The organism is Bradyrhizobium sp. McL0616 (assembly GCF_049993385.1).
Taxonomy (GTDB): domain Bacteria; phylum Pseudomonadota; class Alphaproteobacteria; order Rhizobiales; family Xanthobacteraceae; genus Bradyrhizobium.
In genome coordinates this window covers 428,562-449,530 of sequence record NZ_CP188255.1, presented here as the reverse complement: position 1 = coordinate 449,530, position 20,969 = coordinate 428,562, and the positions used below count along the sequence as shown (strand labels likewise).

At 63.6% G+C, this 20,969-nt stretch carries 25 protein-coding genes; 16 read left to right on the top strand and 9 right to left on the bottom strand.

Going from position 1 to position 20,969, the window contains the following annotated elements:
- Positions 1-26: 26 nt before the first annotated feature.
- Positions 27-1,280: a tRNA (N(6)-L-threonylcarbamoyladenosine(37)-C(2))-methylthiotransferase MtaB gene (gene mtaB, locus ACPPVR_RS02125; RefSeq protein ID WP_426612648.1), complete on the bottom strand. Its 1,254-nt coding sequence runs from the start codon at positions 1,278-1,280 to the stop codon at positions 27-29.
- Positions 1,280-2,155 carry a diaminopimelate epimerase gene (gene dapF / locus ACPPVR_RS02120; protein ID WP_426612647.1) on the bottom strand — a complete coding sequence of 292 codons (876 nt, stop codon included), beginning with the start codon at positions 2,153-2,155 and terminating at the stop codon, positions 1,280-1,282. Before dapF ends, mtaB begins: the two co-directional genes overlap by 1 nt.
- A 249-nt stretch (positions 2,156-2,404) precedes the next feature.
- Between dapF and ACPPVR_RS02115 the strand changes: the two genes are divergently transcribed.
- Both ACPPVR_RS02115 and ACPPVR_RS02110 read left to right on the top strand, forming a co-directional pair.
- The gene (locus tag ACPPVR_RS02115) at positions 2,405-3,130 is read left to right on the top strand and encodes a GyrI-like domain-containing protein (protein WP_426612646.1); all 726 of its coding nucleotides are present in this window, start codon (positions 2,405-2,407) and stop codon (positions 3,128-3,130) included.
- Between the two features lie 5 nt (positions 3,131-3,135).
- Complete coding sequence (locus ACPPVR_RS02110; RefSeq protein ID WP_426612645.1) at positions 3,136-3,840, top strand: SIMPL domain-containing protein; 705 nt, start codon at positions 3,136-3,138, stop codon at positions 3,838-3,840.
- A gap of 55 nt (positions 3,841-3,895) precedes the next feature.
- Here ACPPVR_RS02110 and ACPPVR_RS02105 read toward each other — a convergent pair whose 3' ends face one another.
- Complete coding sequence (locus ACPPVR_RS02105; protein ID WP_426612644.1) at positions 3,896-4,960, bottom strand: MBL fold metallo-hydrolase; 1,065 nt, start codon at positions 4,958-4,960, stop codon at positions 3,896-3,898.
- A 448-nt stretch (positions 4,961-5,408) separates the two neighbouring features.
- Here ACPPVR_RS02105 and ffh point away from each other — a divergent pair, with 448 nt between their 5' ends.
- From ffh to ACPPVR_RS02070, 7 genes are all read left to right on the top strand, one after another.
- Entirely contained in the window at positions 5,409-6,953 is a 1,545-nt protein-coding gene (ffh, locus tag ACPPVR_RS02100) for a signal recognition particle protein (RefSeq protein ID WP_426612643.1), read from the top strand.
- A gap of 85 nt (positions 6,954-7,038) precedes the next feature.
- Positions 7,039-7,371 (top strand): 30S ribosomal protein S16, encoded by a 333-nt coding sequence (gene rpsP / locus ACPPVR_RS02095; RefSeq protein ID WP_426612642.1) that lies wholly within the window; start codon positions 7,039-7,041, stop codon positions 7,369-7,371.
- Positions 7,372-7,380: 9 nt separating this feature from the next.
- Entirely contained in the window at positions 7,381-7,926 is a 546-nt protein-coding gene (gene rimM / locus ACPPVR_RS02090; RefSeq protein ID WP_426612641.1) for a ribosome maturation factor RimM, read from the top strand.
- Between the two features lie 108 nt (positions 7,927-8,034).
- Positions 8,035-8,802 carry a tRNA (guanosine(37)-N1)-methyltransferase TrmD gene (trmD, locus tag ACPPVR_RS02085; protein WP_426612639.1) on the top strand — a complete coding sequence of 256 codons (768 nt, stop codon included), beginning with the start codon at positions 8,035-8,037 and terminating at the stop codon, positions 8,800-8,802.
- A gap of 109 nt (positions 8,803-8,911) precedes the next feature.
- Complete coding sequence (gene rplS / locus ACPPVR_RS02080) at positions 8,912-9,292, top strand: 50S ribosomal protein L19 (RefSeq protein WP_426612638.1); 381 nt, start codon at positions 8,912-8,914, stop codon at positions 9,290-9,292.
- 329 nt (positions 9,293-9,621) lie between these two features.
- Entirely contained in the window at positions 9,622-11,028 is a 1,407-nt protein-coding gene (gene leuC, locus ACPPVR_RS02075; RefSeq protein ID WP_426612637.1) for a 3-isopropylmalate dehydratase large subunit, read from the top strand.
- 94 nt (positions 11,029-11,122) lie between these two features.
- Positions 11,123-11,332, top strand: a complete 210-nt coding sequence (locus ACPPVR_RS02070) for a hypothetical protein (protein WP_426612636.1) — start codon at positions 11,123-11,125, stop codon at positions 11,330-11,332.
- A 360-nt stretch (positions 11,333-11,692) separates the two neighbouring features.
- On the opposite strand, the gene ACPPVR_RS02065 is transcribed toward ACPPVR_RS02070, so the two are convergent.
- Together ACPPVR_RS02065 and ACPPVR_RS02060 are read right to left on the bottom strand one after the other, a co-directional pair.
- A complete protein-coding gene (locus tag ACPPVR_RS02065) occupies positions 11,693-11,953 on the bottom strand; it encodes a hypothetical protein (RefSeq protein ID WP_426612635.1) in 261 nt (86 codons plus the stop codon).
- 97 nt (positions 11,954-12,050) lie between these two features.
- Entirely contained in the window at positions 12,051-12,281 is a 231-nt protein-coding gene (locus ACPPVR_RS02060) for a hypothetical protein (RefSeq protein ID WP_426612634.1), read from the bottom strand.
- Positions 12,282-12,523: 242 nt separating this feature from the next.
- Here ACPPVR_RS02060 and ACPPVR_RS02055 point away from each other — a divergent pair, with 242 nt between their 5' ends.
- Positions 12,524-12,733 carry a hypothetical protein gene (locus tag ACPPVR_RS02055; RefSeq protein WP_426612633.1) on the top strand — a complete coding sequence of 70 codons (210 nt, stop codon included), beginning with the start codon at positions 12,524-12,526 and terminating at the stop codon, positions 12,731-12,733.
- A 9-nt stretch (positions 12,734-12,742) separates the two neighbouring features.
- Here the strand turns inward: ACPPVR_RS02055 and ACPPVR_RS02050 are convergent, their stop codons facing one another.
- Positions 12,743-13,027 (bottom strand): hypothetical protein, encoded by a 285-nt coding sequence (locus tag ACPPVR_RS02050; protein ID WP_426616306.1) that lies wholly within the window; start codon positions 13,025-13,027, stop codon positions 12,743-12,745.
- Between the two features lie 155 nt (positions 13,028-13,182).
- On the opposite strand from ACPPVR_RS02050, the gene ACPPVR_RS02045 reads away from it, so the two are divergent.
- From ACPPVR_RS02045 to ACPPVR_RS02030, 4 genes are all read left to right on the top strand, one after another.
- The gene (locus tag ACPPVR_RS02045; RefSeq protein ID WP_426612632.1) at positions 13,183-13,581 is read left to right on the top strand and encodes a metallopeptidase family protein; all 399 of its coding nucleotides are present in this window, start codon (positions 13,183-13,185) and stop codon (positions 13,579-13,581) included.
- An 80-nt stretch (positions 13,582-13,661) separates the two neighbouring features.
- Positions 13,662-14,267, top strand: coding sequence for a 3-isopropylmalate dehydratase small subunit (gene leuD, locus ACPPVR_RS02040; RefSeq protein WP_426612631.1), 606 nt, complete (start codon positions 13,662-13,664; stop codon positions 14,265-14,267).
- 136 nt (positions 14,268-14,403) lie between these two features.
- A complete protein-coding gene (locus ACPPVR_RS02035; protein ID WP_426612630.1) occupies positions 14,404-15,189 on the top strand; it encodes a hypothetical protein in 786 nt (261 codons plus the stop codon).
- A gap of 266 nt (positions 15,190-15,455) precedes the next feature.
- Entirely contained in the window at positions 15,456-15,875 is a 420-nt protein-coding gene (locus ACPPVR_RS02030) for a DUF6455 family protein (protein ID WP_426612629.1), read from the top strand.
- A gap of 27 nt (positions 15,876-15,902) precedes the next feature.
- Here the strand turns inward: ACPPVR_RS02030 and ACPPVR_RS02025 are convergent, their stop codons facing one another.
- Positions 15,903-16,856, bottom strand: a complete 954-nt coding sequence (locus ACPPVR_RS02025) for a threonine ammonia-lyase (protein ID WP_426612628.1) — start codon at positions 16,854-16,856, stop codon at positions 15,903-15,905.
- A 248-nt stretch (positions 16,857-17,104) separates the two neighbouring features.
- On the opposite strand from ACPPVR_RS02025, the gene ACPPVR_RS02020 reads away from it, so the two are divergent.
- Entirely contained in the window at positions 17,105-17,806 is a 702-nt protein-coding gene (locus ACPPVR_RS02020) for a hypothetical protein (protein WP_426612627.1), read from the top strand.
- A gap of 219 nt (positions 17,807-18,025) precedes the next feature.
- Here ACPPVR_RS02020 and ACPPVR_RS02015 read toward each other — a convergent pair whose 3' ends face one another.
- Complete coding sequence (locus ACPPVR_RS02015) at positions 18,026-18,907, bottom strand: HpcH/HpaI aldolase/citrate lyase family protein (RefSeq protein WP_426612626.1); 882 nt, start codon at positions 18,905-18,907, stop codon at positions 18,026-18,028.
- Positions 18,908-19,018: 111 nt separating this feature from the next.
- Between ACPPVR_RS02015 and ACPPVR_RS02010 the strand changes: the two genes are divergently transcribed.
- A complete protein-coding gene (locus tag ACPPVR_RS02010; protein WP_426612625.1) occupies positions 19,019-19,657 on the top strand; it encodes a carbonic anhydrase in 639 nt (212 codons plus the stop codon).
- A gap of 162 nt (positions 19,658-19,819) precedes the next feature.
- Here the strand turns inward: ACPPVR_RS02010 and ACPPVR_RS02005 are convergent, their stop codons facing one another.
- Positions 19,820-20,854, bottom strand: a complete 1,035-nt coding sequence (locus ACPPVR_RS02005; RefSeq protein ID WP_426612624.1) for an aspartate-semialdehyde dehydrogenase — start codon at positions 20,852-20,854, stop codon at positions 19,820-19,822.
- Positions 20,855-20,969: the final 115 nt, after the last annotated feature.

The window sequence follows — 20,969 nt, the reverse complement described above, 5'->3', positions numbered from 1 at the left end:
AACGCGTCGCAACTCACCGCAGTGGACTATGTGGTCAGCCGCTCACCATCGCTGCCAGCCATCCTGAGCGGCACGACGCTTCCGACCCGTTCGCCCGCAATCGCCACCGGCAAATAATGCTCCGTCCGCCCCTGCGTCTCGCTCTCGATCAGCACATCGCGCGTCGCGCCGATCTCGGCTTGCAACCGCTGGCGCAATGCCGCTTCACCCGCAGCCCGTAGCCGCTTCGCACGTTCCTTGATCTCGAGACCAGCGACCTGCGGCATCCGTGCGGCCGGCGTTCCGGGGCGCGGCGAATAGGGGAAGACGTGCAGGAACGTGAGGCCGCACTCTTCGACGAGATCCAGCGAGCGCGAGAACATCTCGTCGGTCTCGGTCGGAAAGCCCGCGATGATATCGGCTCCGAAGGCGATGTCCGGGCGCAGGCGGCGGACCTGGTCGCAGAACGCGATCGCGTCGTTTCGCGAATGCCGCCGCTTCATGCGCTTCAAGATCATGTCGTCGCCGGATTGCAGCGACAGATGCAGATGCGGCATCAGGCGCGCATCATCGGCGATGGCATCTAACAAATCAGCATCCGCCTCGATCGAATCGATCGAGGAGATGCGCAGGCGCTTCAACTCCGGCACGTGCCGCAAAATCTGCTTGGTCAGCATCCCTAGCTTCGGCGTGCTCGGCAGATCGGCGCCATAGCTCGTGAGATCAACGCCAGTCAGCACGATCTCGGCATGGCCGCGCTCAACCAGCGTCCGCACTTCCTCGACCACCGCGCCCATCGGCACCGAGCGCGAATTGCCGCGACCATAAGGAATGATGCAGAAGGTGCAGCGATGGTCGCAGCCGTTCTGTACCTGCACGAACACCCGCGGCAGGCCGGCGGCAAAGCCCTCGATCAGATGCGGCGCCATCTCCTTCACCGCCATGATGTCGCTGACGGCGATCTTCTCACTGGCGCCGACGTCGAAGGCATCGCGCGCCGCGCGCCACGCAGACGCCTGCATCTTGTCGTCATTGCCGACGACGCGATCGACCTCGGCCATTTCAGCGAACATGCCGCTTTGCGTCTGCGCCGCGCAGCCGGTGACGACGATGCGCGCACCCGGCCGCTCGCGCTTCAATTTGCGGATCGACTGGCGCGCCTGCGCTACCGCCTCGTTGGTGACGGCGCAGCTGTTGATGACGATGGTGTCTTCGAGGCCCGCGCCTTCTGCCTCGCGGCGGATCACCTCGGCCTCGAAGGCATTGAGGCGACAGCCGAAGGTGACGATGTCGACGGCCATCAGCCGACCGGCGCGAACAGCGCCGGATCGAAATTGCCTTCGTATTCGAAGCTCGCAGTGCCCGTCATCAGCACGTGGTCATCGCGCTCGCGCCATTCGATGCCGAGCCTGCCGCCAGGCAGCGTGATCTCGACATTGCGCTCGGTGCGCTTCAGCCGTGCCGCGGCGACCGCAGTCGCGCAGGCCGCCGAACCGCAGGCCCGGGTCAGGCCGGCGCCACGCTCCCAGGTGCGGATCGCGATGTGATCGCGATCGACGATATGGGCGAGCGTGATGTTGGCGCGGTCCGGGAAAATCGGGTGGTTTTCCAAGAGTGGCCCGAAGCGTTCGAGATCATAGGCGTTGACGTCGTCGACCCAGAAGATCGCGTGCGGGTTGCCCATGTTCACGACGGACGGCGAATGCAGGATCGGATTGTCGATCGGCCCGATCTGCAATTCGATGTAGCGGGTGTCGCGAAACTCTTCCGCCAGCGGAATGTCCCGCCAGCCGAACTTCGGCGCGCCCATGTCGACGGTGTAGAGATCGGGCGCCGGCCCCTGCCAGCAATTGAGCAGGCCGGCGCGGGTCTCGAACGTCACCGTCGTCTGCCCGGTCTTCTCGAAGATGCGGCGAACCACGCAGCGCATGCCGTTGCCGCAAGCGCCGGCCTCGGAGCCGTCATTGTTGTAGATGCTGATGAAGGCTTCGGTGCCGTCGAGCCGCGGCTTTTGGAGCACCATCAGCTGGTCGTAGGGCACGCCGCCCTGCGCGGACGCCACCGCGCGGGCGTCGTCCGGCGTCACCGGCGAGGCGGAATCGCGCATGTCGACAACGACGATCTCGTTGCCGATGCCATTCATCTTGGCAAATGCGTGGTTGTCCAGCGCGCTCATGAAAATTCCTGAATTTCGCCTGCCTTATATGGCGATCCTTGGCGGCTTGGCCAGTGATTTGCCGCCGGGCCCCAAGAGGTCTGCCAGGACGTCTGCCATGACGCATCTGTCATGGGACGAATTCGGTGCTCGCGTGTTAGAACGGCGCAGTTCGCGCAAACCGGGACGCGCGGCCCGGCCAGGGGTCTTTTCGGGCGTAAGGCCTTGCTGAGTAAAGGCCTTGGCGGGCAAGGTTTTGGGGAGAATAGAATGAATCGTTTTTGTCGTCTCGCTTTGGTCGCGCTGATCCCGGCAGCGGCCATGTCGTTTGGCCTGTCCGGCGCGGTGGCGCAAACCCCGAGCCCGGCGCCCGCCACCTCAGTTAGCCCCTCCCCGGCGCCCTCGGCATCGCCCTCCCCGGCAGCGAGCGCTTCGCCCGCGCCGGTGGCAACGCCCACGCCGGCGGCCAGCGCCTCGCCCTCACCCACCGCCCCGCCGCCCGCCGCGGCCGCAACCCCTGCCCCTGTGCAGACTGCGGATCCCTTCGGGCTCGAGACCACGCTCGAGCCGAAGAAGGTCGTGATGATCAAGGGCACCGCCAATTGGGATTCTGCCTTCGACACGCTGGTCGACGCCTTCAAGGCGCTGAACACGCTTTTGGACAAGCAGGGCATCAAGCACGCCGGCAATTCCATGATCGTCTACACCTCGACCGACGACACCGGCTTCACCTTCCTCGCCGAGATCCCGGTCGAGCAGGATCCGAAAAACCTCACCAAGGACATGAGCATCGGCAAGTCGCCGGAGGGCAAGGCGCTGAAATTCGTCCATCGCGGCTCCTACGACAACATGGACAACACCTATGAGGCGATCACCAATCACCTCGACGACAAGAAGCTGGAAGCCAAGGACACCTTCATCGAGGAGTACCTCACCGATCCCCTGAAGACGGCCGAGGACAAGCTCGTGATCAACGTGTTCGTACCGCTGAAGTGAGACCGATGAAAAAGCCTGCCGCCCTCGCAGCAATCTTCGCCGCCGCACTGCTGGCAACACCTGCGCTCGCCGACGATTTTCCGTCCGCGATCTCCGTGAGCGGCGAGGCCACCGTCTCCGCGGCGCCAGATCTCGCGCAGATCGATGCGGGCGTCGCCAACGACGCCAAGACGGCGAAAGAAGCCTCCGACGCCAACAACGCGGCGATGGGCAAGGTGCTGCTGGCGCTGAAGGGCGCAGGGATCGCCGAGAAGGACTATCAGACCTCGCGGCTGTCGTTGCAGCCGCAATACGGCCAGAACAAATCCACCGGCGCCTCGCCGGTCGTCGGCTTCCGCGCCTCCAACCGCGTCACCGTGAAAATTCGCGACGTGACCAAGGTGGCCGGCATCATCGACACGCTGGTCGGCGCCGGCGCCAACGATATCGGCAATATCTCCTTCGAGGTGACGCACGCCTCAAAACTGCTCGACGATGCCCGCGAGCAGGCGGTGGCAGACGCCCGCCGCAAGGCCGAGATCTACGCCAGGGCCGCCGGCGTTACGCTGGGCGCGCCGCTCAGTGTCTCCGAAGGCAGCGCCCCGATGCCGCTGTTCAAGAGCCGCATGGCCGTCGCACCTATGGCCACGCCCGCTGCGGTCGCGCCGGGCGAAGAGACGCTTTCGGTGACGGTGAATGTGAGCTGGGCGATCAAGCCCAAGGAGCAATAATTCTCCTGTCCCGGACGCGCTGCGTCCGGGACAGGAGCTGTGTACGTGGAGAGTGCTAAATCGCCACCACCTGCCCCGGCTTCATCGCAACAAACCGCTCCTGCGGTATCTTCGCGGCATCGAGCGCTTCCACCAGCGCCTTGGCCGGCGCATCGATCGCTTCGTCCGTGAGCTGGAATGTCCCGTGGTGATGGCCCAACGCTTCCTGAGCACCGCAATCCGATAACGCCTTCACCGCATCCTCCGGATTCATATGCTGGTCGCGCATGAACGAGCGCGGCTCGTAAGCACCGATCGGGAGGATCGCCAAACGCAGCGCCCCATGCTTTTCGGCGACGCGGCGGAAATGCCGGCCATCGCCATAGCCGGAATCGCAGACGACGTAGATTTTCCCAGCCGGAGTCTCCAGCACGAAGCTCGCCCACAGCGCCTTGTTGCGATCGAACATGCCGCGCGCGGTCCAATGCCTTGTCGGCACCAGCGTCCCGGCGATGCCTCCGCCGAGCTCGACGCGATCATGCCAGTCGAAGGCTTCCACCTTGATCGCGGAATCGGAACTGCGCATCGTCAGATCGTTGCCGAGCGGCGTGACGACGCGCGGGGCAAAATTCCTGGTGAGCCGCGACAGCGTCGCAACGTCGAGATGGTCGTAATGCCCGTGCGAGACCAGCACCACGTCGATCTTTGGCAGTTTCTCGAAGGCGATGCCGGGATCGTTGTGCCGCTTCGGTCCGGCGAAGCCGACGGGCGAGACCCGCATCGACCAGACGGGATCGACGAGGATGTTGAGGCCGGCGGCCTGGATCAGCCAGCTGGCGTGGCCGACGAAGGAGAGCCGCACCTTGTCGCCGTCGACGCGCGCCGGCGGGGTATCGGCATGAGGGCTGGGAGCCCAATCCGGCCAGGTCGCCCGCTGCCGCGCACCACCGAACTGCCAGCGCAGGACCTCGCCGAGCGATTTTGGCGGCGCGCCGTCCGGATCAAAGAAGTTCAGGCCGTCGAAATGGTCGGAAACGGGTCCGTCATAGGTTTTCATGCGGGAGATCCAAAAGGACGGAACACCGACCAGCGCGGCATCACCGGCAAGCAGTCCGAAGATGCGACGGCGGGTGATCGGCACAGGCGGGCTTTTATGGATGGTCGGAGCGGTAAGGCATCACCGCCTATATGGGCGGGGCTGCCGGAAAAGGAACCCGCGGTCAAAACGATCACGTTTTCAGTACCTTGCCCTACAAAATGCGCCGCGGAGCTCTCACGTTCCTTGACTTTCCGGCGTGGGCGGCGTTTAACCGCGCCACTTCTCGGAAAGGCTTTCTTTTCGAACCGCCGACTGGTCCTGGAGGCCAGAGGCCAACGCCCGACAGCGCTATGCGCCCTCGGGCGTAAAGGTGTTTGGAAGATTGCTTCGCGAAGGAAGTGGTCATCCCCCGCGAAGGCGGGGGATCCAGTATCCCAGAGGCGCCTCGGCTAGAACCGATGTGCCGCGGCCTACTGGATGCCCCGCCTTCGCGGGGCATGACAGCAGTGAATACGGCAACCCTGCGCGAGCAGGACAAGGGACAACGGCATTGTTCGACAATCTGTCGGAACGGCTTGGCGGCATTCTCGATCGTCTGACGGGGCGCGGTGCGCTGACCGAAAAGGACGTCGACGCCGCCATGCGCGAGGTGCGTCGCGCACTGCTGGAAGCCGACGTCGCACTCGAAGTGGTGCGCAGCTTCACCGAGCGGGTCCGCGAGCAGGCGATCGGCGCCACCGTCGTGAAGTCGGTCACGCCCGGCCAGATGGTGGTCAAGATCGTCCATGACGAGCTGATCAACACGCTTGGCGCCGAAAGCCAGACCATCGACATTAATTCCGTGCCGCCCGTGCCGATCATGATGGTCGGTCTGCAGGGCTCGGGCAAAACCACCACCACCGCAAAGCTCGCCCGCCGCCTGGTCCAGCGCGACAAGCGCAAGGTGCTGATGGCTTCGCTCGATATCTATCGCCCGGCGGCGATGGAGCAGCTGGCCGTGCTCGGTCGCGATCTCGACATTCCGACCCTGCCGATCGTCGCGGGACAGCAGCCGGCGCAGATCGCCAAGCGCGCGCTCGAGGCCGGCAAGCTCGGCGGCTACGACGTCGTGCTGCTCGACACCGCCGGCCGTACCACGCTCGACGAAGACATGATGGCGGAAGCAGCTGCAATCAAAGCCGCTGCGAACCCGCATGAAGTGCTGCTGGTCGCGGATAGCCTCACCGGCCAGGACGCTGTCAATCTCGCCCGCGCCTTCGACGAGCGCGTCGGCCTCACCGGCATCGTGCTGACCCGCGTGGACGGCGACGGCCGCGGCGGCGCTGCGCTGTCGATGCGTGCTGTCACCGGCAAGCCGATCAAGCTGATCGGCACCGGTGAAAAGACCGATGCGCTGGAAGATTTTCATCCCGACCGTATCGCCGGACGCATCCTCGGCATGGGCGACGTGGTGTCGCTGGTCGAACGTGCTGCTGCCAATATCGACGCCGAAAAGGCCGCGCGCACCGCGGAGCGCATGCGCAAGGGTCAGTTCGACCTCAACGACATGCGCGAACAGCTCTCGCAGATGGCGAACATGGGCGGCATCAGCGGCCTGATGGGCATGATGCCCGGCATCGCCAAGATGAAGAACCAGATCGCGGCTGCCGGCATCGACGACAAGATTCTGAAGCGCCAGGTCGCGGTGATCGATTCGATGACGCGCGACGAGCGTCGGCATCCGGACCTGCTCAAGGCCAGCCGCAAGAAGCGTATCGCCGCCGGCTCCGGCCAAAGCGTCGAGCAGGTCAACAAGCTGCTCAAGATGCACCGGAACATGGCCGACGTGATGAAGGCCATGGGTTCGGGCAAGCGCGGCCCGCTCGCCGGCATCGCGCAGGCGATGGGCTTTGGCGGCGGCATGAAGCCGCCTTCGCCGGAAGAGATGAAGGCGTTGCAGGACAAGATGCAGGGCGGCGGACAGGGTCTGCCCAGCCTGCCGAAGGATCTGCCGGCCGGTCTCCGCACCGGTCTACCCAACGTTCCCGGACTGACCGGGCTGAGCGGCAAGCCGATGCTGCCGGGCCTCGGCGGATTTCCGGGCAAGAAGAAATGAGGAATTCGTCGCGGAGGATCGTCAGCATCCTGCGCAACGCGGAATACCAATCAACCGAACAAAACGTACTTTGAAGGAGAACTAAATGTCCGTCGTTATCCGCCTCGCCCGCGCAGGCACCAAGAAGCGCCCCGTCTATCACGTCGTTGTCGCCGACTCGCGCTTTCCCCGCGATGGCCGCTTCATCGAGCGTCTCGGCTATTTCAACCCGCTGCTGCCGAAGGACAACGAGACCCGCCTCAAGCTCGACATGGACAAGGTGAAGGCCTGGCTCGCCAAGGGTGCGCAGCCGTCGGACCGCGTGTTGCGCTTCCTCGATGCCGCCGGCGTCAAGAAGCGCGAAGCGCGCAACAACCCGGAAAAGGCCGTGCCGCGCAAGGAGCGCAAGGCGCAGGCCGAAGCCGCCGCGAAGGGTTAAGGCTAGAACATGTCGGCGCTGATCTGCGTCGCGCGGATCGGCGCCGCGCATGGTGTGCGCGGCGCGGTCAAATTGTGGACCTTCACTGAAGATCCCTTTGCCGTGCGGCGCTACGGTCCGCTTCTGTCCAAGGACGGCAAGCGCCAGTTCGAACTGGCGCAGGCCCGTGAAGCCAAGGATCATCTGGTCGCGACCTTCAAGGGCGTCACGACCCGTGATGAGGCCGAACGGCTCAACGGCATCGAGCTCTACGTCGCGCGCGAAAAACTGCCCGTGACCGACGCGGACGAATATTACCACACCGATCTGATCGGGCTCGCCGCCGTCACCACGACCGGCGATGCGCTCGGCCGCGTGTTCGCGATCCATAATTTCGGCGCCGGCGACATCATCGAGATCGCGCCGCCCAGCGGCGCGACGATGCTGCTGCCGTTCACCAATGCGGTGGTGCCGGAGGTCGATATTGCCGGCGGCCGCGTGGTGATCGCGCTGCCGCAGCAGATCGAGGGCGACGATCCCTCCCCGGGTCGTCCCGGCGAAGGCCGGGACCCATAACCACGAGACGTGGTTTTTGGCTAAGCTAGCGGCTCCAACCATTGCAAAATTAGCTGCGCTGGCTATGGGTCCCGGCCTTCGCCGGGACGACGGATTTTTAGAAACACGATGACCAATCCCTCACCCTGGCGCGTGACGGTGCTGACGCTGTTTCCGGAGATGTTTCCGGGACCGCTCGGCGTGAGCCTGGCCGGCCGGGCGCTAGCCTCCGGGCTCTGGGAGCTGGAGGCGCGGGACATCCGGGCCTCTGCCACCGACCGCCACCGCAGTGTCGACGACACCCCGGCCGGCGGTGGGCCGGGCATGGTGCTACGGGCGGACGTTTTGGCGGCGGCGATCGACGCCGCGGAGGTCGGCCAAGACCGGTCAAAAGACCGGCCGAAACTGCTGATGAGCCCGCGCGGTCGGCCATTGACCCAGGCCCGCGTCACGGAGCTTGCTCAAGGCCCCGGCCCCCTGATCGTCTGCGGGCGCTTTGAGGGGATTGACCAGCGGGTGATCGATGGGCGCGGCCTGGAGGAGGTCTCGATCGGCGATTACGTGCTGTCGGGGGGCGAAATCGCGGCTCTGGCCCTGATCGACGCCTGCGTCCGGCTGCTGCCGGGGGTGATGGGCAAGGAGGCCTCGGGAACCGAGGAAAGCTTCTCCGACGGCCTTCTCGAATACCCCCAATACACCCGCCCGCAGCTGTTCGAGGGGGTTCCGATCCCGGAGATCCTGACCTCCGGCGACCACGCCAAGGTCGCGGCCTGGCGGCGGGCGGAATCCGAGGCCCTGACGGCGGCCCGGCGGCCCGATTTGTGGGCTCAAATCCCAGCTAAGGCCCCAAATCGGCCCGGACGCCGAAAAACGCCAAAAAGCACGACAGACGGGTGACAAACGCTCCGGCTTGCCTTATAGCAGCGCCAAATCCGCAATAGCTGGATAAACGAATTTCGCGCAGCCCCCGTTTTCCAAGGCTGGGCGCGCCGACGGAGATTTACCCATGAACCTGATCCAACAGCTCGAAAAAGAGCAATTCGACAAGCTCTCCGCCACCAAGGAGATTCCGGAATTCGGACCCGGTGACACCGTGATCGTCAACGTGAAGGTCGTCGAAGGCGACCGCACCCGCGTGCAGGCCTATGAAGGCGTCTGCATCGGCCGTTCCGGCGGTGGCCTCAACGAGAGCTTCACCGTCCGCAAGATCTCCTACGGCGAAGGCGTCGAGCGCGTGTTCCCGGTGATGTCGCCGATGATCGACTCGATCAAGGTGGTGCGCCGCGGCAAGGTGCGTCGCGCCAAGCTCTATTACCTGCGCCAGCTGCGCGGCAAGTCGGCTCGTATCGTCGAGAAGACCGAGCACGCCAAGGCGGTCAACGAGTAGGCTTCGCGACCAGACGAGTTTCAAAGAGCGCGGGGACAAAACCCCGCGCTTTTTTGTTGCGTCAGCCGTGCGCGTCAAAGCCCTCGCGATTCCAATTCGGCCTGCTATATATTATTGGAATGTTTCCAGATCCGACCAGCGTCGCACTCGTCAAGCGCATCGTCATCGACGATCGCTCGCGGCTGCCTGGCCGGTTCTTCGGACGCTTCGCGACCTCGGCAACGTCAGAGCTTAGTCCCGCAGCTTAAAGGCTGCGTTGAAGACGATTTTGTTGCCCCGCGCGGCCACCCGCGCTCATCGCTGACACACATTCTCCGGAGCTTAAGCTCATGTCCAAGCCCACCACATTGTACGACAAGATCTGGAACGACCATCTGGTGCACGAAGCCGATGACGGCACCTGCCTGCTCTACATCGACCGCCATCTGGTGCACGAGGTGACCTCGCCGCAGGCGTTCGAAGGCCTGCGCGCCACGGGGCGCAAGGTGCACGCGCCCGAGAAGACGCTGGCCGTGGTCGATCACAATGTGCCGACCACCGACCGCACCAAGCCGAACCCCGACCCCGAAAGCATCGAGCAGATCAAGGCGCTGGCCGACAACGCCAAGGAATTCGGCATCGAATATTACGACGAGTTCGACAAGCGCCAGGGCGTCGTCCACGTCATCGGCCCCGAGCAGGGCTTTACGCTGCCCGGCACCACCATCGTCTGCGGTGACAGCCACACCTCGACGCATGGCGCGTTCGGCGCGCTCGCCCACGGCATCGGCACGTCCGAGGTCGAGCATGTGCTGGCGACGCAGACGCTGATCCAGAAGAAGGCGAAGAACATGCGCGTCACCGTCGACGGCAAATTGCCGGAGGGCGTGACGGGCAAGGACATCATCCTGGCCATCATCGGCGAGATCGGCACGGCCGGCGGCACCGGCTACGTGCTCGAATACGCAGGCGATGCGATCCGCGCGCTAAGCATGGAAGGCCGCATGACGGTCTGCAACATGTCGATCGAAGGCGGCGCCCGCGCCGGCCTCGTCGCGCCCGACCAAAAGGCCTACGACTTCCTGCGCGGTCGGCCGAAATCGCCGAAGGGTGCGGCCTGGGACGCGGCGATGCGCTACTGGGAGAAACTGAGCTCCGACGAGGGCGCGCATTTTGACCACGAGTTGCGGCTCGATGCAGCAAAACTGCCGCCGATCGTGACCTGGGGCACAAGCCCCGAGGACGTCATCTCGGTGACCGGCTTTGTACCCGATCCGGACAAGATCGCGGACGAGGCCAAGCGCATCTCCAAGCACCGCGCGCTGAAATATATGGGCCTGACCGCGGGGACGAAGATCACCGACATCAAGCTCGACCGCATTTTCATCGGCTCCTGCACCAACGGCCGCATCGAAGATCTGCGCGCGGCGGCGAAGATTGCTGAAGGCAAAACCGTTTCAGGCCACGTCAACGCCATGGTCGTGCCGGGCTCCGGCCTCGTGAAGGAGCAGGCAGAAGCTGAAGGCCTGGACAAGATCTTCATCAACGCCGGCTTCGAATGGCGCGAGCCCGGTTGCTCGATGTGCCTCGCCATGAACCCGGACAAGCTAGCCCCCGAAGAGCGCTGCGCCTCGACCTCGAACCGCAATTTCGAGGGACGCCAGGGCTTCAAGGGCCGCACGCATCTGGTGTCGCCGGCAATGGCGGCAGCGGCAGCGATCGCGGGTCACTTCGTCGACGTGCGGGAGTGGCGCTGAGCCACTCGCAGCAATTTGAGCTAAAGCGGCAAACGGCCGTTAATCGGCTTCGCCCACATTGCGTCCTCGCGACGGTTTCGCGAGGACGCTGCTCATGGCCAACAAGCCTGAATATATCGATCTGATCAGCGATGCGACCCGCCAGCACCGGCGGCGCGCAACGCCGCTGCGCATGGTCGCCAAGCCTGAGGCCGAGGAGACATCAAGGCTCAGCCGCTGGCCGCCGGCGATGTTCAAGCAATGGAAGCTCGAGAATTTGATGCGGTGGAAGTCGGCGTCGTGGAAGCTGAAGGATTGGCTCTGAGCCACGCGATGAATAAAGGGCGCCATCGAGGCGCCCTTTTCATTTCAGCCGATGAAGCTCCGCCTACCAATAGCGGTGCGGCCAGCCGCAGATGCGATGCGGGCCGTAATAGGTCCAGATGATCCGGCAGCGGCGCGCAGTCCCGGTCGACAGCATCAGCTGTGGCAACGGCCGCAAGTCCGAGCAAGCGCATCGAGCTTGTCCCGAGACTCAACATCCTCAGCATGGAAATTCTCGCTGAATGTGGACAGCGGCATTGCGGCGCAGCGTCTCGCGCCATCGCTATTCATTGCGGTCGCTCCCGAGATTAAATTAGGGACGGCGACGTGAATGCCTCATGAAGGAACGACGTTGCTCGCGTCACCACCACGGCCCGTAGCCGAACACAAACGGCGCAGACACGCCGTAAGGATAAGGCCGATAATAGACAGGCCGCGCGTAGTAGTGCGGATCATGGCGCGCGTATTGCCGCGCAATGTCGTCACGTCGCGCGTGTCGCCGCGCATCGAAGATCGCGCGCCCCGCCGAGGCATCCGGCTTCGCCACCATCTGCGCACAGGACACGCGAGGCAAACCGGCGGCGAGCCCGACAACAACGGCCAATGCAATCCATTTCGCCATGACGACCTCCGCACCCTCAGCATGTGCGGCTTCATGACGCCGCCTGCAAGTTAAAACAGGCCCGGAATCCGGGCCTGTTCCTGGCTACGACCGTCGTTCACCAACGGCGGTGATGCCAGCGGTGCCCGCGCCAATGCGGCCGACCCCAATGATGGCGATGCCAGCGCACTTCGGTCGTCGGCGCGACTTCATCCTGAACCGCTTGCGCGGCACCGGGATTGATCAGCGACACCGCCTGCGCACGTTCGACCGGCGCGGCGAGAACGAACAACGCACCAGCGGCCACAAGGCCGAACACTTTGAAGGACTGCATTTGCAAGGACTGCATTTGGTCGAATCTCCTGACATCGTTTGCGGTGCACGCACTGACCAGACGTTGCGGCACGGGCACGGCAAGAGAGCCGAACCTGGAACCCTGAGCCTAAATCGGTTATGAAGGAACGCGCCCCGGACATGAATGCGATGGGCACGCGACAAGTTCCTGGACAGCGGCGCAACATTTCGTGCGCCCGCAAAACCAGCCGTCAACGACGCACGTATCTTCTGGTCGAGCGAATGCAGGAGATGGTCATGGTACAATTTCGAGCATTGCGAATATCCCGCCTCGCGATCACAGCGAGCGTCCTGCTCAGCGCGAGCTCCGCCCTGGCCGCGCAGGGGCCGGGCGTCGAGGCCGGCACTGCAAGCCCGCTGACGCAGCTGGTGATGGCGATCCTGGTCTATGGTGCGTCAGCACTCATCATCGGCGCCGGACTGATCGGCGCGCTGCGCGGGCATTGAGAGGAAGCTCTAGCCCCGGCGCCAGTAGCAGCTCATACGCGGCACGATGACCGTGCCGCTCGGCCTATATTCCTGCACATAGGTGGCGTTGCACTCACGGACCGCGTCAGGGCCGGGGTTGTAGCGCGGATAGACGCCGTCGGGGCTGTAATAGGGTGTGACGCGCAACCGGGTCTGGGGCCGCCTGCGCGGCGGCGGGGCATCGGGCGAAGCGGCCTGGGCCAGCCGGATTTCAGGGGCGGCCGTCTGGGTCTGAGCTTGAGCGCCGACAAAAAAAGTCGAAAACAACCCCATGCAAAGTAGAACCACTGTTCCCGCCCGCATCAAAGCACCCACCTGAAACGTCCCCATCAAGGTGCCGTACGCTCCCCGTTTTGGCGGCGCCCGTCAACCTCGCCGCGCTTATAAAGCCAGATGCATCAGCGGGAAACCCGCGCTAAGAGGGGCTGATGTGGACAGACCTGAAAGCGCCCTCGCTGGCCGAGATGGAAGTGACAGCGCACGACATCTTCGAGCGCCTGCCTGCGGAATTTCGCGGCCTCTGCGAGGGCGTGATCGTCCGCGTCGAGGACTTCCCGACCGAGGAGGTCCTGGACGAGATGGAATGCGAGAGCGAGTTCGACCTGCTCGGGCTGTTCCAGGGCGTCGGCCTGCCCCAGCAGAGCTTTGGCGATGTGGCGCGGCTGCCCAACATGGTCTGGCTCTACCGCCGGCCGATCCTGGACTACTGGGCCGAGCACGACGAAAGCCTCGGCCATATCGTCCGCCACGTCCTGATCCACGAGATCGGCCACCATTTCGGCCTCTCGGACGATGATATGGAGGCGATTGAGGCGCAAGCAGACTAGATCTGCCGAATTCGGCCTAGGATTCGGGCCCCGATCGCGATAAATACCTGTTCCCCTGAACCACCCCGGGAAGCGCAACCATGGACAAGTTCACCACGCTGGAAGGCGTCGCGGCGCCGCTGAAGATCATCAATGTCGACACCGACATGATCATTCCCAAGCAGTACCTCAAGACCATCAAGCGCACCGGCCTTGGCAAGGGGCTCTTCTCCGAGCAGCGCTACAAGGACGATGGCAGCGAGAACCCGGATTTCGTGCTGAACCAGCCCGCCTATCGCAAGACGAAGGTGCTGGTGGCCGGCGACAATTTCGGCTGCGGCTCGAGCCGCGAGCATGCACCCTGGGCGCTGCTCGACTTCGGCATCCGCTGCGTAATCTCGACCTCGTTCGGCGACATCTTCTACAACAACTGCTTCAAGAACGGCGTTCTGCCGATCCGCGTTTCCCAGGAAGACCTCGACAAGCTGTTCGACGACGCCGAGCGCGGCGCCAACGCGACGCTGACGATCGACCTGCCGAACCAGGAGATCCGCGGTCCCGACGGCGGCACGGTCAAGTTCGAGATCGACCCGTTCCGCAAGCACTGCCTGATCAACGGCCTCGACGACATCGGTCTGACGATGGAGAAGAAGACCTCGATCGACACCTACGAAGAGAAGCTCAAGAGCGAACGCGCCTGGGCTTGATCGCAAGTTTCCGTTTGAGCCCCGGTGCACGCGCGCCGGGGCTTTTTCTTTGCCCTCGATATCCCTCTTTGTTTGAGCATGATCTTTGCGGAAAACCGCTGCACACTTTTCCGGATCATGCTCTAAGCTTGCGCCCATGCTGCCCGAGATCGTCACCTTCTGGCATGGCCCGATGGACGCGCTGCGCCAGACCTGTCTGCGCTCGCAGTTAGCTGCCGGCCACAAGGTCACGGTCTACAGCTTCGACACCATTCCCGGCCTGCCCGGGGGCATCGAGAACGCGGACGCCGAGGCGATCCTGCCGCATGCCTTCTCGGAACGGCTGCGCCCGCCGCAGCCGGACGGAAGCTGGCGCGACTGGACTACGCTCCAGTTCAGCGACTTCTTCCGCATGAAGCTGATGGCGAAGGGTCTTGGCCTCTGGCTCGATGCCGACGTGCTGCTGCTGAAGCCCGCCATGATCGATCCGGCAAAACCCTATTTCGCCTGGGAGCGCCCGCGGCAGCTCGGCAACTCCGTGATCTATCTGCCGCCGGAGCACGGCATCGTCACCGCTTTCGAAGATTTGATGGAGCAGGAGGAGCTGACGCCGGACTGGCTGTCGCTGCGCCATCGCATCACCTTCGCAATGCGCCGCCTGCGCGGCGGCTCGAACCGTCTTTCCGATATTCGTGTCGCGATCTTTGGGCCTGCGGCGCTGACCGCGCTCGCCCGTCGCACTGGCGAATTGCAGAGCGCGCTGCCGAAGCAGTCGTTCTACGCCGTGCATGCCGAACCGAAACTCTTCTTTGACCCGTCGAGCTATCTCGGCCTCGTCACCGACACCGACATCATCGGCCTGCACATTTCGCCAAAAGGCCGCGGCGGCGAGAAGCCGATCCCCGGCAGCCTGTACGCCTGGGCAGCGGAGCGGTTTTCGTAACTTCCGCGCGGCAGTGCGCCCCCTCTCCCGCTTGCGGGAGAGGGTTGGGGAGAGGGTGTCTCCACAACGGGACAATCCCCTAGGGGAGGGAACCCTCACCCGGCGCGCGGGACGATGCTTCGCATCGCCCGGGACGCGCCGACCTCTCCCGCAAGCGGGAGAGGTGCAGCGGAGGCCGCGGCCTCGTTACCCCTATTTGATCCAGCGCAACGCGCCTCTGCACCATTGTGCCTAGTCTTGCTCCAGTTAGCCCAATGGAGCCTCGCATGAGCACCGGAAGCAGGCCTTTTCCCATCGTCCAGGACCTCATCGAGTCCTTTGCCGCCTGGCTGAAGCATCGCCGCGAGATGAACGAGATGCGGCAGCTCGATCGCGCCGATTTCGACCGGATCGCCCAGGACCTCAGGATCGCGCCGGATGATCTGGAAGAGCTGGTCCGCCATGGCAAGCACGCCGCCGACGAGCTGCCGAAGATGCTGGAACAGCTTGGCATCAGCGCGGAAGCGCTCGGACGCGCGCAGCCGCTGCTGCTGCGCGACATGGAGCGAGTCTGCGCGCTCTGCAATCAAAAGGGCCAGTGCGACCGCGATCTAGCCGACGGCACCGCCGCGGAGAATTATCACGGCTATTGCGGCAACGCCGCGACGCTGGAAGCGCTCGATCGCTTGGAGGTCGCGGCGCGCTGAGCAGCGTGGGGCACGCCCGCGGATGGCCTAACAGTCGTGTTTGTTATGGGGTAAGTGAGGGGACACGTTGCCTCCGCATGCGACGACCCATAGGCGGTCGCTGTCTACGTCGATCACACCTCCCAAAACGGCCCCCATCGTCAGTGCACCGCTGGGTTCGACCCTGATATCACACGTCCTGCGAAGAAGTGCGCTTGCCTCCGTTACTAGCCTGTCGCCAACGGCACACAACCGAACATCCAGTTTTTCGAGCGCCTCAAACGCGAATGTCCCGATCTGACGAGACCACAGCGCGTCGCATATGGTTTCGCCGGACGCACTTATCCTAACCGGATTTCCGAGCTCACGAGCTCTGGCATATCTCTGATGGGTTTCCGGCTCGGCAACATAGATCGGCGCGTCGATAGTCCGCGAACGCAAGGCAAGCGCAACACCTGTGGCCAACCCGCCGCCACCGCAAGCGACGACGACGGCGTTAGAGCCTGCGGAATTCTTCTGGATGGCCGATGCAATTTCCAAGCCCAGGGTGTAACTGCCTGCGATCATCTCCACGCTTTCAAACGCGTGCAGTTGACTCCAATTACGCTTTTGGGCTTCGAATTGGGCGCACTCCGCCAACTCCGCTCGCCCGGCGAGCCTTATCTCCGCTCCGGTTCTCTGGGCCTGTTCTTTCTTAAAGGCCGGCGCATCATCGGGCATGATCAGACACGCTCGCTTGTCGAGCTCTCGGGCAGCGAGACCAATTGCAATCGGAAAATTGCCTGCTCCTGCTGCCACTACACCTCCGATCGCATTTCTGACCCCAAGGATTGCTCCTCGAAACTTGAACGATCCACTGTGTTGGACGGTCTCGTCCTTGATGTAGATCGTCCTGCCCGTCCGAGCATCCAGCTCAGCGGAAGATCTGATAGGTGTCGCCCTCACTCGGCGTGTGATGAACTCAAGATCGTCTTCAGATACATTGAACGGGCGATCAACCATCTCTTCTCCGGATCATGGCGCGTGAGCACGAACATTATCCGGGGCACGCAAACGCATGTCCAATCAGCTCTTGTGTCGGCTTAGCCAATCTCGTGATCACCATAGTTCTGAAGGAGGCCGCTATCGCTTCATCGATCCGGTCGTCGCCGTTTGACGATAAGAGATGTCCGCAAGATCTATTCGAGTGGTGGCCCGACAGGCGACGCCGAGCCTTGCACCTCGATGCGACTTCGTACCACGAATAGACGGTGCAGGATGATCGCAACGACGTCGCGGCTCTGAATAACGCCGAATGGTGTGCCGCAGTGTGGCGGTCGCATGGGCTGCCGGTCGAGCAAGCTCATGGCATGTGGTTTTGTCCCCATCCAACGCCGCAATATTATCCCAACGTCGTGACGGTCGATGCTGGAGCAGATCCCACTACCCAAGCCGGATTCATTGCTGAGCTGGCTCGCGACACCGACTTCGACCTTGGCGTGAAGGACAGCTTTTCCTGCCTCGATTTGTCACTCGCAGGCTTTCAGATTCTGTTCGACGCTCGCTGGCTCAGCCGGAGGCGATCCGCGCCAGCGGTCGCAGCGAGCGCCCTTGATTGGCGCCGGATTGGCGATGAGCCAGCTCTTGCGGCGTGGGAGCGGGCTTGGCGCGGCACCGATCCAGAATCTCAGCGCATATTCCGCGCCGAGCTGTTGGAGGACCGACGTGTTTGTGTCCTTGCGGGCTTTGACGAAATGGACATGATACGCGCCGGAGGGATCGCGTACGACGCCGCCGGCGCAACCGGGGTCACGAATATTTTTGGTTCTCGCCAGCAATTCCTGAACGCCGTGGCTACGCTGTTCGGTCCGGCCGAGATCGTCTGCTATGAGCGCGGGCAAGATCTAGCGCACGCGGTGGATCTCGGTTTTGCGCAGCTTGGTGGCCTCAGGGTGTGGACTCGTATCGCATAGGATTGCGATTCCAGGCAGCTTGTCTGCTTGGGGCGGCGGAGCGGTTTGGCTAATCTGTCGTGCCCCGGACGCAGCGCAGCACGTCGGTGATGTGCTGCTGAGCCGGGCCCCAGAGATGCGGCGAGATGGATCCCGGCTCTGCGGAGCGGCGCTTCGCGCCGCACCGCGTCCGGGACACGAAAGCACTGACCTCTCGCCGCGCTGAGGGGTAGCTCTCCGTTATGCCTTCCCCATCGCGGCGATCGCGTCCGCAATCTCGATCGTCCGCCGCGCCATGTCGGCGTGCAGGCGCTCCACCATCGCACCATCGAGGCGGATCGCACCGCGCGAGACGTTCTCCGGCAATTCGAATGCCGCGATGATCTTCCTCGCGCGCGCGACTTCCTCTTCCGGCGGCGTGAAGATCGCGTTGCAGGCCTCGATCTGCGAGGGATGGATCAGCGTCTTGCCGTCGAAGCCGAGGTCGCGGCCCTGCGCGCATTCGGTGGCGAAGCCGTCGGGATTGTTGATGTCGCTGTAGGGGCCGTCGAGGATTTCGAGGCCTTGGGCGCGCGTGGCCAGGATGCAGTGCGTGATCATCGGGATCATCGCGGCGCGGCCCGGCAGCATCTTGATCCGCGTCTCGCGCGAGATGTCATTCGGGCCGAACACGAAGCCTGACAAACGCGTTTTGGGATCGCGACCGGCGGCGGCCAGCTCCTCGGCATGCAGCACGGCGCGCGCGGTCTCGATCATCGCCCAGACCTTGACGGTCGGTGCCGCACCGAGCTCGGCGAGGCGGCGGCCGATCGTGTCGAGATCCTCAATGCTCGAAACTTTCGGAACCAGGATACCGTCCGGCGAGGCCTTGGCGGCCATCGCGACGTCATCGGCCCACCAGGGCGTGTCGAGACCGTTGGTCCGGATCAAGATCTCCCGCCTGCCAAACCCCTTGGCCGCGATCGCGGCCGCGATCTGGTCGCGCGCCACCGCCTTGGCGTCGGGCGCGACGGAATCCTCGAGGTCCAGGATCAGGCCGTCAGCGGCCAGATTGCGCGCCTTTTCCAGCGCGCGAGGGTTGGAGCCGGGCATGAACAGATGGCTGCGGCGCGGGCGGGTCATGCAGGCGGTCCTTCCGGTTTCCTCGTATCCATTATGACCGAAGCCGATAGCACCTGGCCTGCCTATTCGAAAGGCTTGTTCGCCCCTGCGGTATATGATTAGGCATAGGCCATGATCACATTCCCGAAGCATTTGCTGGAAGGCTACAACGCCTTCGCCACCCAGCGGCTGCCGACCGAGCAGAACCGCTATCGCGAGCTGTCGGTGAAGGGACAGTTTCCCGAAGTGATGGTGATCGGCTGCTGCGATAGCCGTGTCGCGCCGGAGACCATTTTTGACGTCGGCCCGGGCGAATTGTTCGTGGTCCGCAACATCGCCAATCTGGTGCCGGTGTATCAGCCCGACGGCAACGCGCACGGCGTCTCGGCCGCGCTGGAATATGCCGTGACGGTGCTGAAGGTGAAGCACATCGTGGTGCTCGGTCACGCGCAATGCGGCGGCATCCGCGCCTTCGTCGACAAGATCGAGCCGCTCACGCCGGGCGATTTCATCGGCAAATGGATGCAGATGTTCATCAAGCCAGGCGAAGTGGTCGAGCAGCGCGAGCGCGAGACCATGGAACAGTTCGTCGAGCGTATCGAGAAGGCCGCGGTGTTCCGCAGCCTGGAAAACCTGATGACCTTCCCGTTCGTGCAGAAGGCGGTGGATGCCGGCCAGATGCAGACCCACGGTGCCTATTTCGGCGTCGCGGAGGGATCGCTGTTCGTGCTGGACAAGGTCGCGAAGGAATTCAAGAGCGTGCGCGAATAGCGAGCTCTTGCAGGGTGGGTTAGCCCTGCGGCTGCGCGAAGCGCAGTCCGCTGGTGTAACCCACCACTTCTGTCACCGCGGAAAGTACAGAGGTGGGTTACGCCGAGCGATTGCGCTTCGCGCAATCGCGGGGCTAACCCACCCTACAAAGCAAGACAGCTCTTACGCCGCCTTCTTCTTCGCGCTGATCAGTTTGCGGTTGATCAGCACTTCCGCGATCTGGATCGCGTTGAGCGCGGCGCCCTTGCGCAGATTGTCGGACACGCACCACAGCACGAGACCATTCTCCACCGTCGCATCCTCGCGGATACGGCTGATATAGGTCGCGTCCTCGCCGGCCGCTTCATACGGCGTGGCGTAGCCGCCGGCCTCCTGCTTGTCGATGACGAGGCAGCCCGGCGACTTGCGCAGGATGTCGCGCGCTTCGTCCGCGGTGATCGGATTCTCGAACTCGATGTTGACGGCCTCGGAGTGGCCGACGAACACCGGCACGCGCACGCAGGTCGCGGTGAGCTTGATCTTGGGATCAAGAATCTTCTTGGTCTCCGCCATCATCTTCCACTCTTCCTTGGTGTAGCCGTCCTCCATGAAGACGTCGATGTGGGGGATGACGTTGAAGGCGATGCGCTTGGGGAATTTCTTACTGACCAGATCCTGGTTGGTGTAGACGGCCTTGGTCTGCGAGAACAACTCGTCCATCCCATCCTTGCCGGCGCCCGACACCGATTGATAGGTCGAGACCACGACGCGCTTGATGATCGCCTTGTCGTGCAGCGGCTTCAGCGCGACCACGAGCTGCGCGGTCGAGCAGTTCGGGTTGGCGATGATGTTCTTCTTCTTGAAGCCCGCCGCCGCATCCGCGTTCACTTCCGGCACGATCAGCGGCACGTCCGGATCCATGCGCCAGGCCGACGAATTGTCGATCACGACGGTACCGGCGGCGCCGATCTTCGGCGACCATTCCTTCGACACCTCGCCGCCCGCCGACATCAGGCAGATGTCGACATCGGAGAAATCATAGTGCTCGAGCGCTTTGACCTTGAGGGTGCGGTCACCGTAGGAGACCTCGACGCCCATGCTGCGGCGTGACGCCAGGGCCACGACCTCGTCCGCGGGAAATTTGCGCTCATCGAGGATGTTGAGCATTTCCCGTCCGACATTGCCGGTCGCGCCGACAACTGCGACTTTGTAACCCATCGTTCACTCTCCGATGAAAAAGCTCGTTCCTGAAGCTGACGCTTAAACAGGAAGAGCAGCGCTTCTATGCGAGAACCGGCCTTAAGACAACGTTGGACCATGCCCGAAGGCCGTG

Coding starts and splice junctions, on each gene's coding strand:
- ACPPVR_RS02115 (WP_426612646.1), top strand. CDS start 2,405: ATGAATCGTTTTTGTCGTCTCGCTTTGGTCGCGCTGATCCCGGCAGCG.
- ACPPVR_RS02035 (WP_426612630.1), top strand. CDS start 14,404: ATGCTGCCCGAGATCGTCACCTTCTGGCATGGCCCGATGGACGCGCTG.
- ACPPVR_RS02010 (WP_426612625.1), top strand. CDS start 19,019: ATGATCACATTCCCGAAGCATTTGCTGGAAGGCTACAACGCCTTCGCC.
- mtaB (WP_426612648.1), bottom strand. CDS start 1,280: ATGGCCGTCGACATCGTCACCTTCGGCTGTCGCCTCAATGCCTTCGAG.
- ACPPVR_RS02070 (WP_426612636.1), top strand. CDS start 11,123: ATGGCCAACAAGCCTGAATATATCGATCTGATCAGCGATGCGACCCGC.
- ACPPVR_RS02060 (WP_426612634.1), bottom strand. CDS start 12,281: ATGCAGTCCTTGCAAATGCAGTCCTTCAAAGTGTTCGGCCTTGTGGCC.
- ACPPVR_RS02050 (WP_426616306.1), bottom strand. CDS start 13,027: ATGGGGTTGTTTTCGACTTTTTTTGTCGGCGCTCAAGCTCAGACCCAG.
- ACPPVR_RS02025 (WP_426612628.1), bottom strand. CDS start 16,856: ATGGTTGATCGCCCGTTCAATGTATCTGAAGACGATCTTGAGTTCATC.
- leuC (WP_426612637.1), top strand. CDS start 9,622: ATGTCCAAGCCCACCACATTGTACGACAAGATCTGGAACGACCATCTG.
- trmD (WP_426612639.1), top strand. CDS start 8,035: ATGACCAATCCCTCACCCTGGCGCGTGACGGTGCTGACGCTGTTTCCG.
- ACPPVR_RS02055 (WP_426612633.1), top strand. CDS start 12,524: ATGGTACAATTTCGAGCATTGCGAATATCCCGCCTCGCGATCACAGCG.
- leuD (WP_426612631.1), top strand. CDS start 13,662: ATGGACAAGTTCACCACGCTGGAAGGCGTCGCGGCGCCGCTGAAGATC.
- dapF (WP_426612647.1), bottom strand. CDS start 2,155: ATGAGCGCGCTGGACAACCACGCATTTGCCAAGATGAATGGCATCGGC.
- ACPPVR_RS02110 (WP_426612645.1), top strand. CDS start 3,136: ATGAAAAAGCCTGCCGCCCTCGCAGCAATCTTCGCCGCCGCACTGCTG.
- ACPPVR_RS02030 (WP_426612629.1), top strand. CDS start 15,456: ATGAGCACCGGAAGCAGGCCTTTTCCCATCGTCCAGGACCTCATCGAG.
- rpsP (WP_426612642.1), top strand. CDS start 7,039: ATGTCCGTCGTTATCCGCCTCGCCCGCGCAGGCACCAAGAAGCGCCCC.
- ACPPVR_RS02005 (WP_426612624.1), bottom strand. CDS start 20,854: ATGGGTTACAAAGTCGCAGTTGTCGGCGCGACCGGCAATGTCGGACGG.
- rplS (WP_426612638.1), top strand. CDS start 8,912: ATGAACCTGATCCAACAGCTCGAAAAAGAGCAATTCGACAAGCTCTCC.
- ACPPVR_RS02015 (WP_426612626.1), bottom strand. CDS start 18,907: ATGACCCGCCCGCGCCGCAGCCATCTGTTCATGCCCGGCTCCAACCCT.
- ACPPVR_RS02045 (WP_426612632.1), top strand. CDS start 13,183: ATGTGGACAGACCTGAAAGCGCCCTCGCTGGCCGAGATGGAAGTGACA.
- ACPPVR_RS02065 (WP_426612635.1), bottom strand. CDS start 11,953: ATGGCGAAATGGATTGCATTGGCCGTTGTTGTCGGGCTCGCCGCCGGT.
- rimM (WP_426612641.1), top strand. CDS start 7,381: ATGTCGGCGCTGATCTGCGTCGCGCGGATCGGCGCCGCGCATGGTGTG.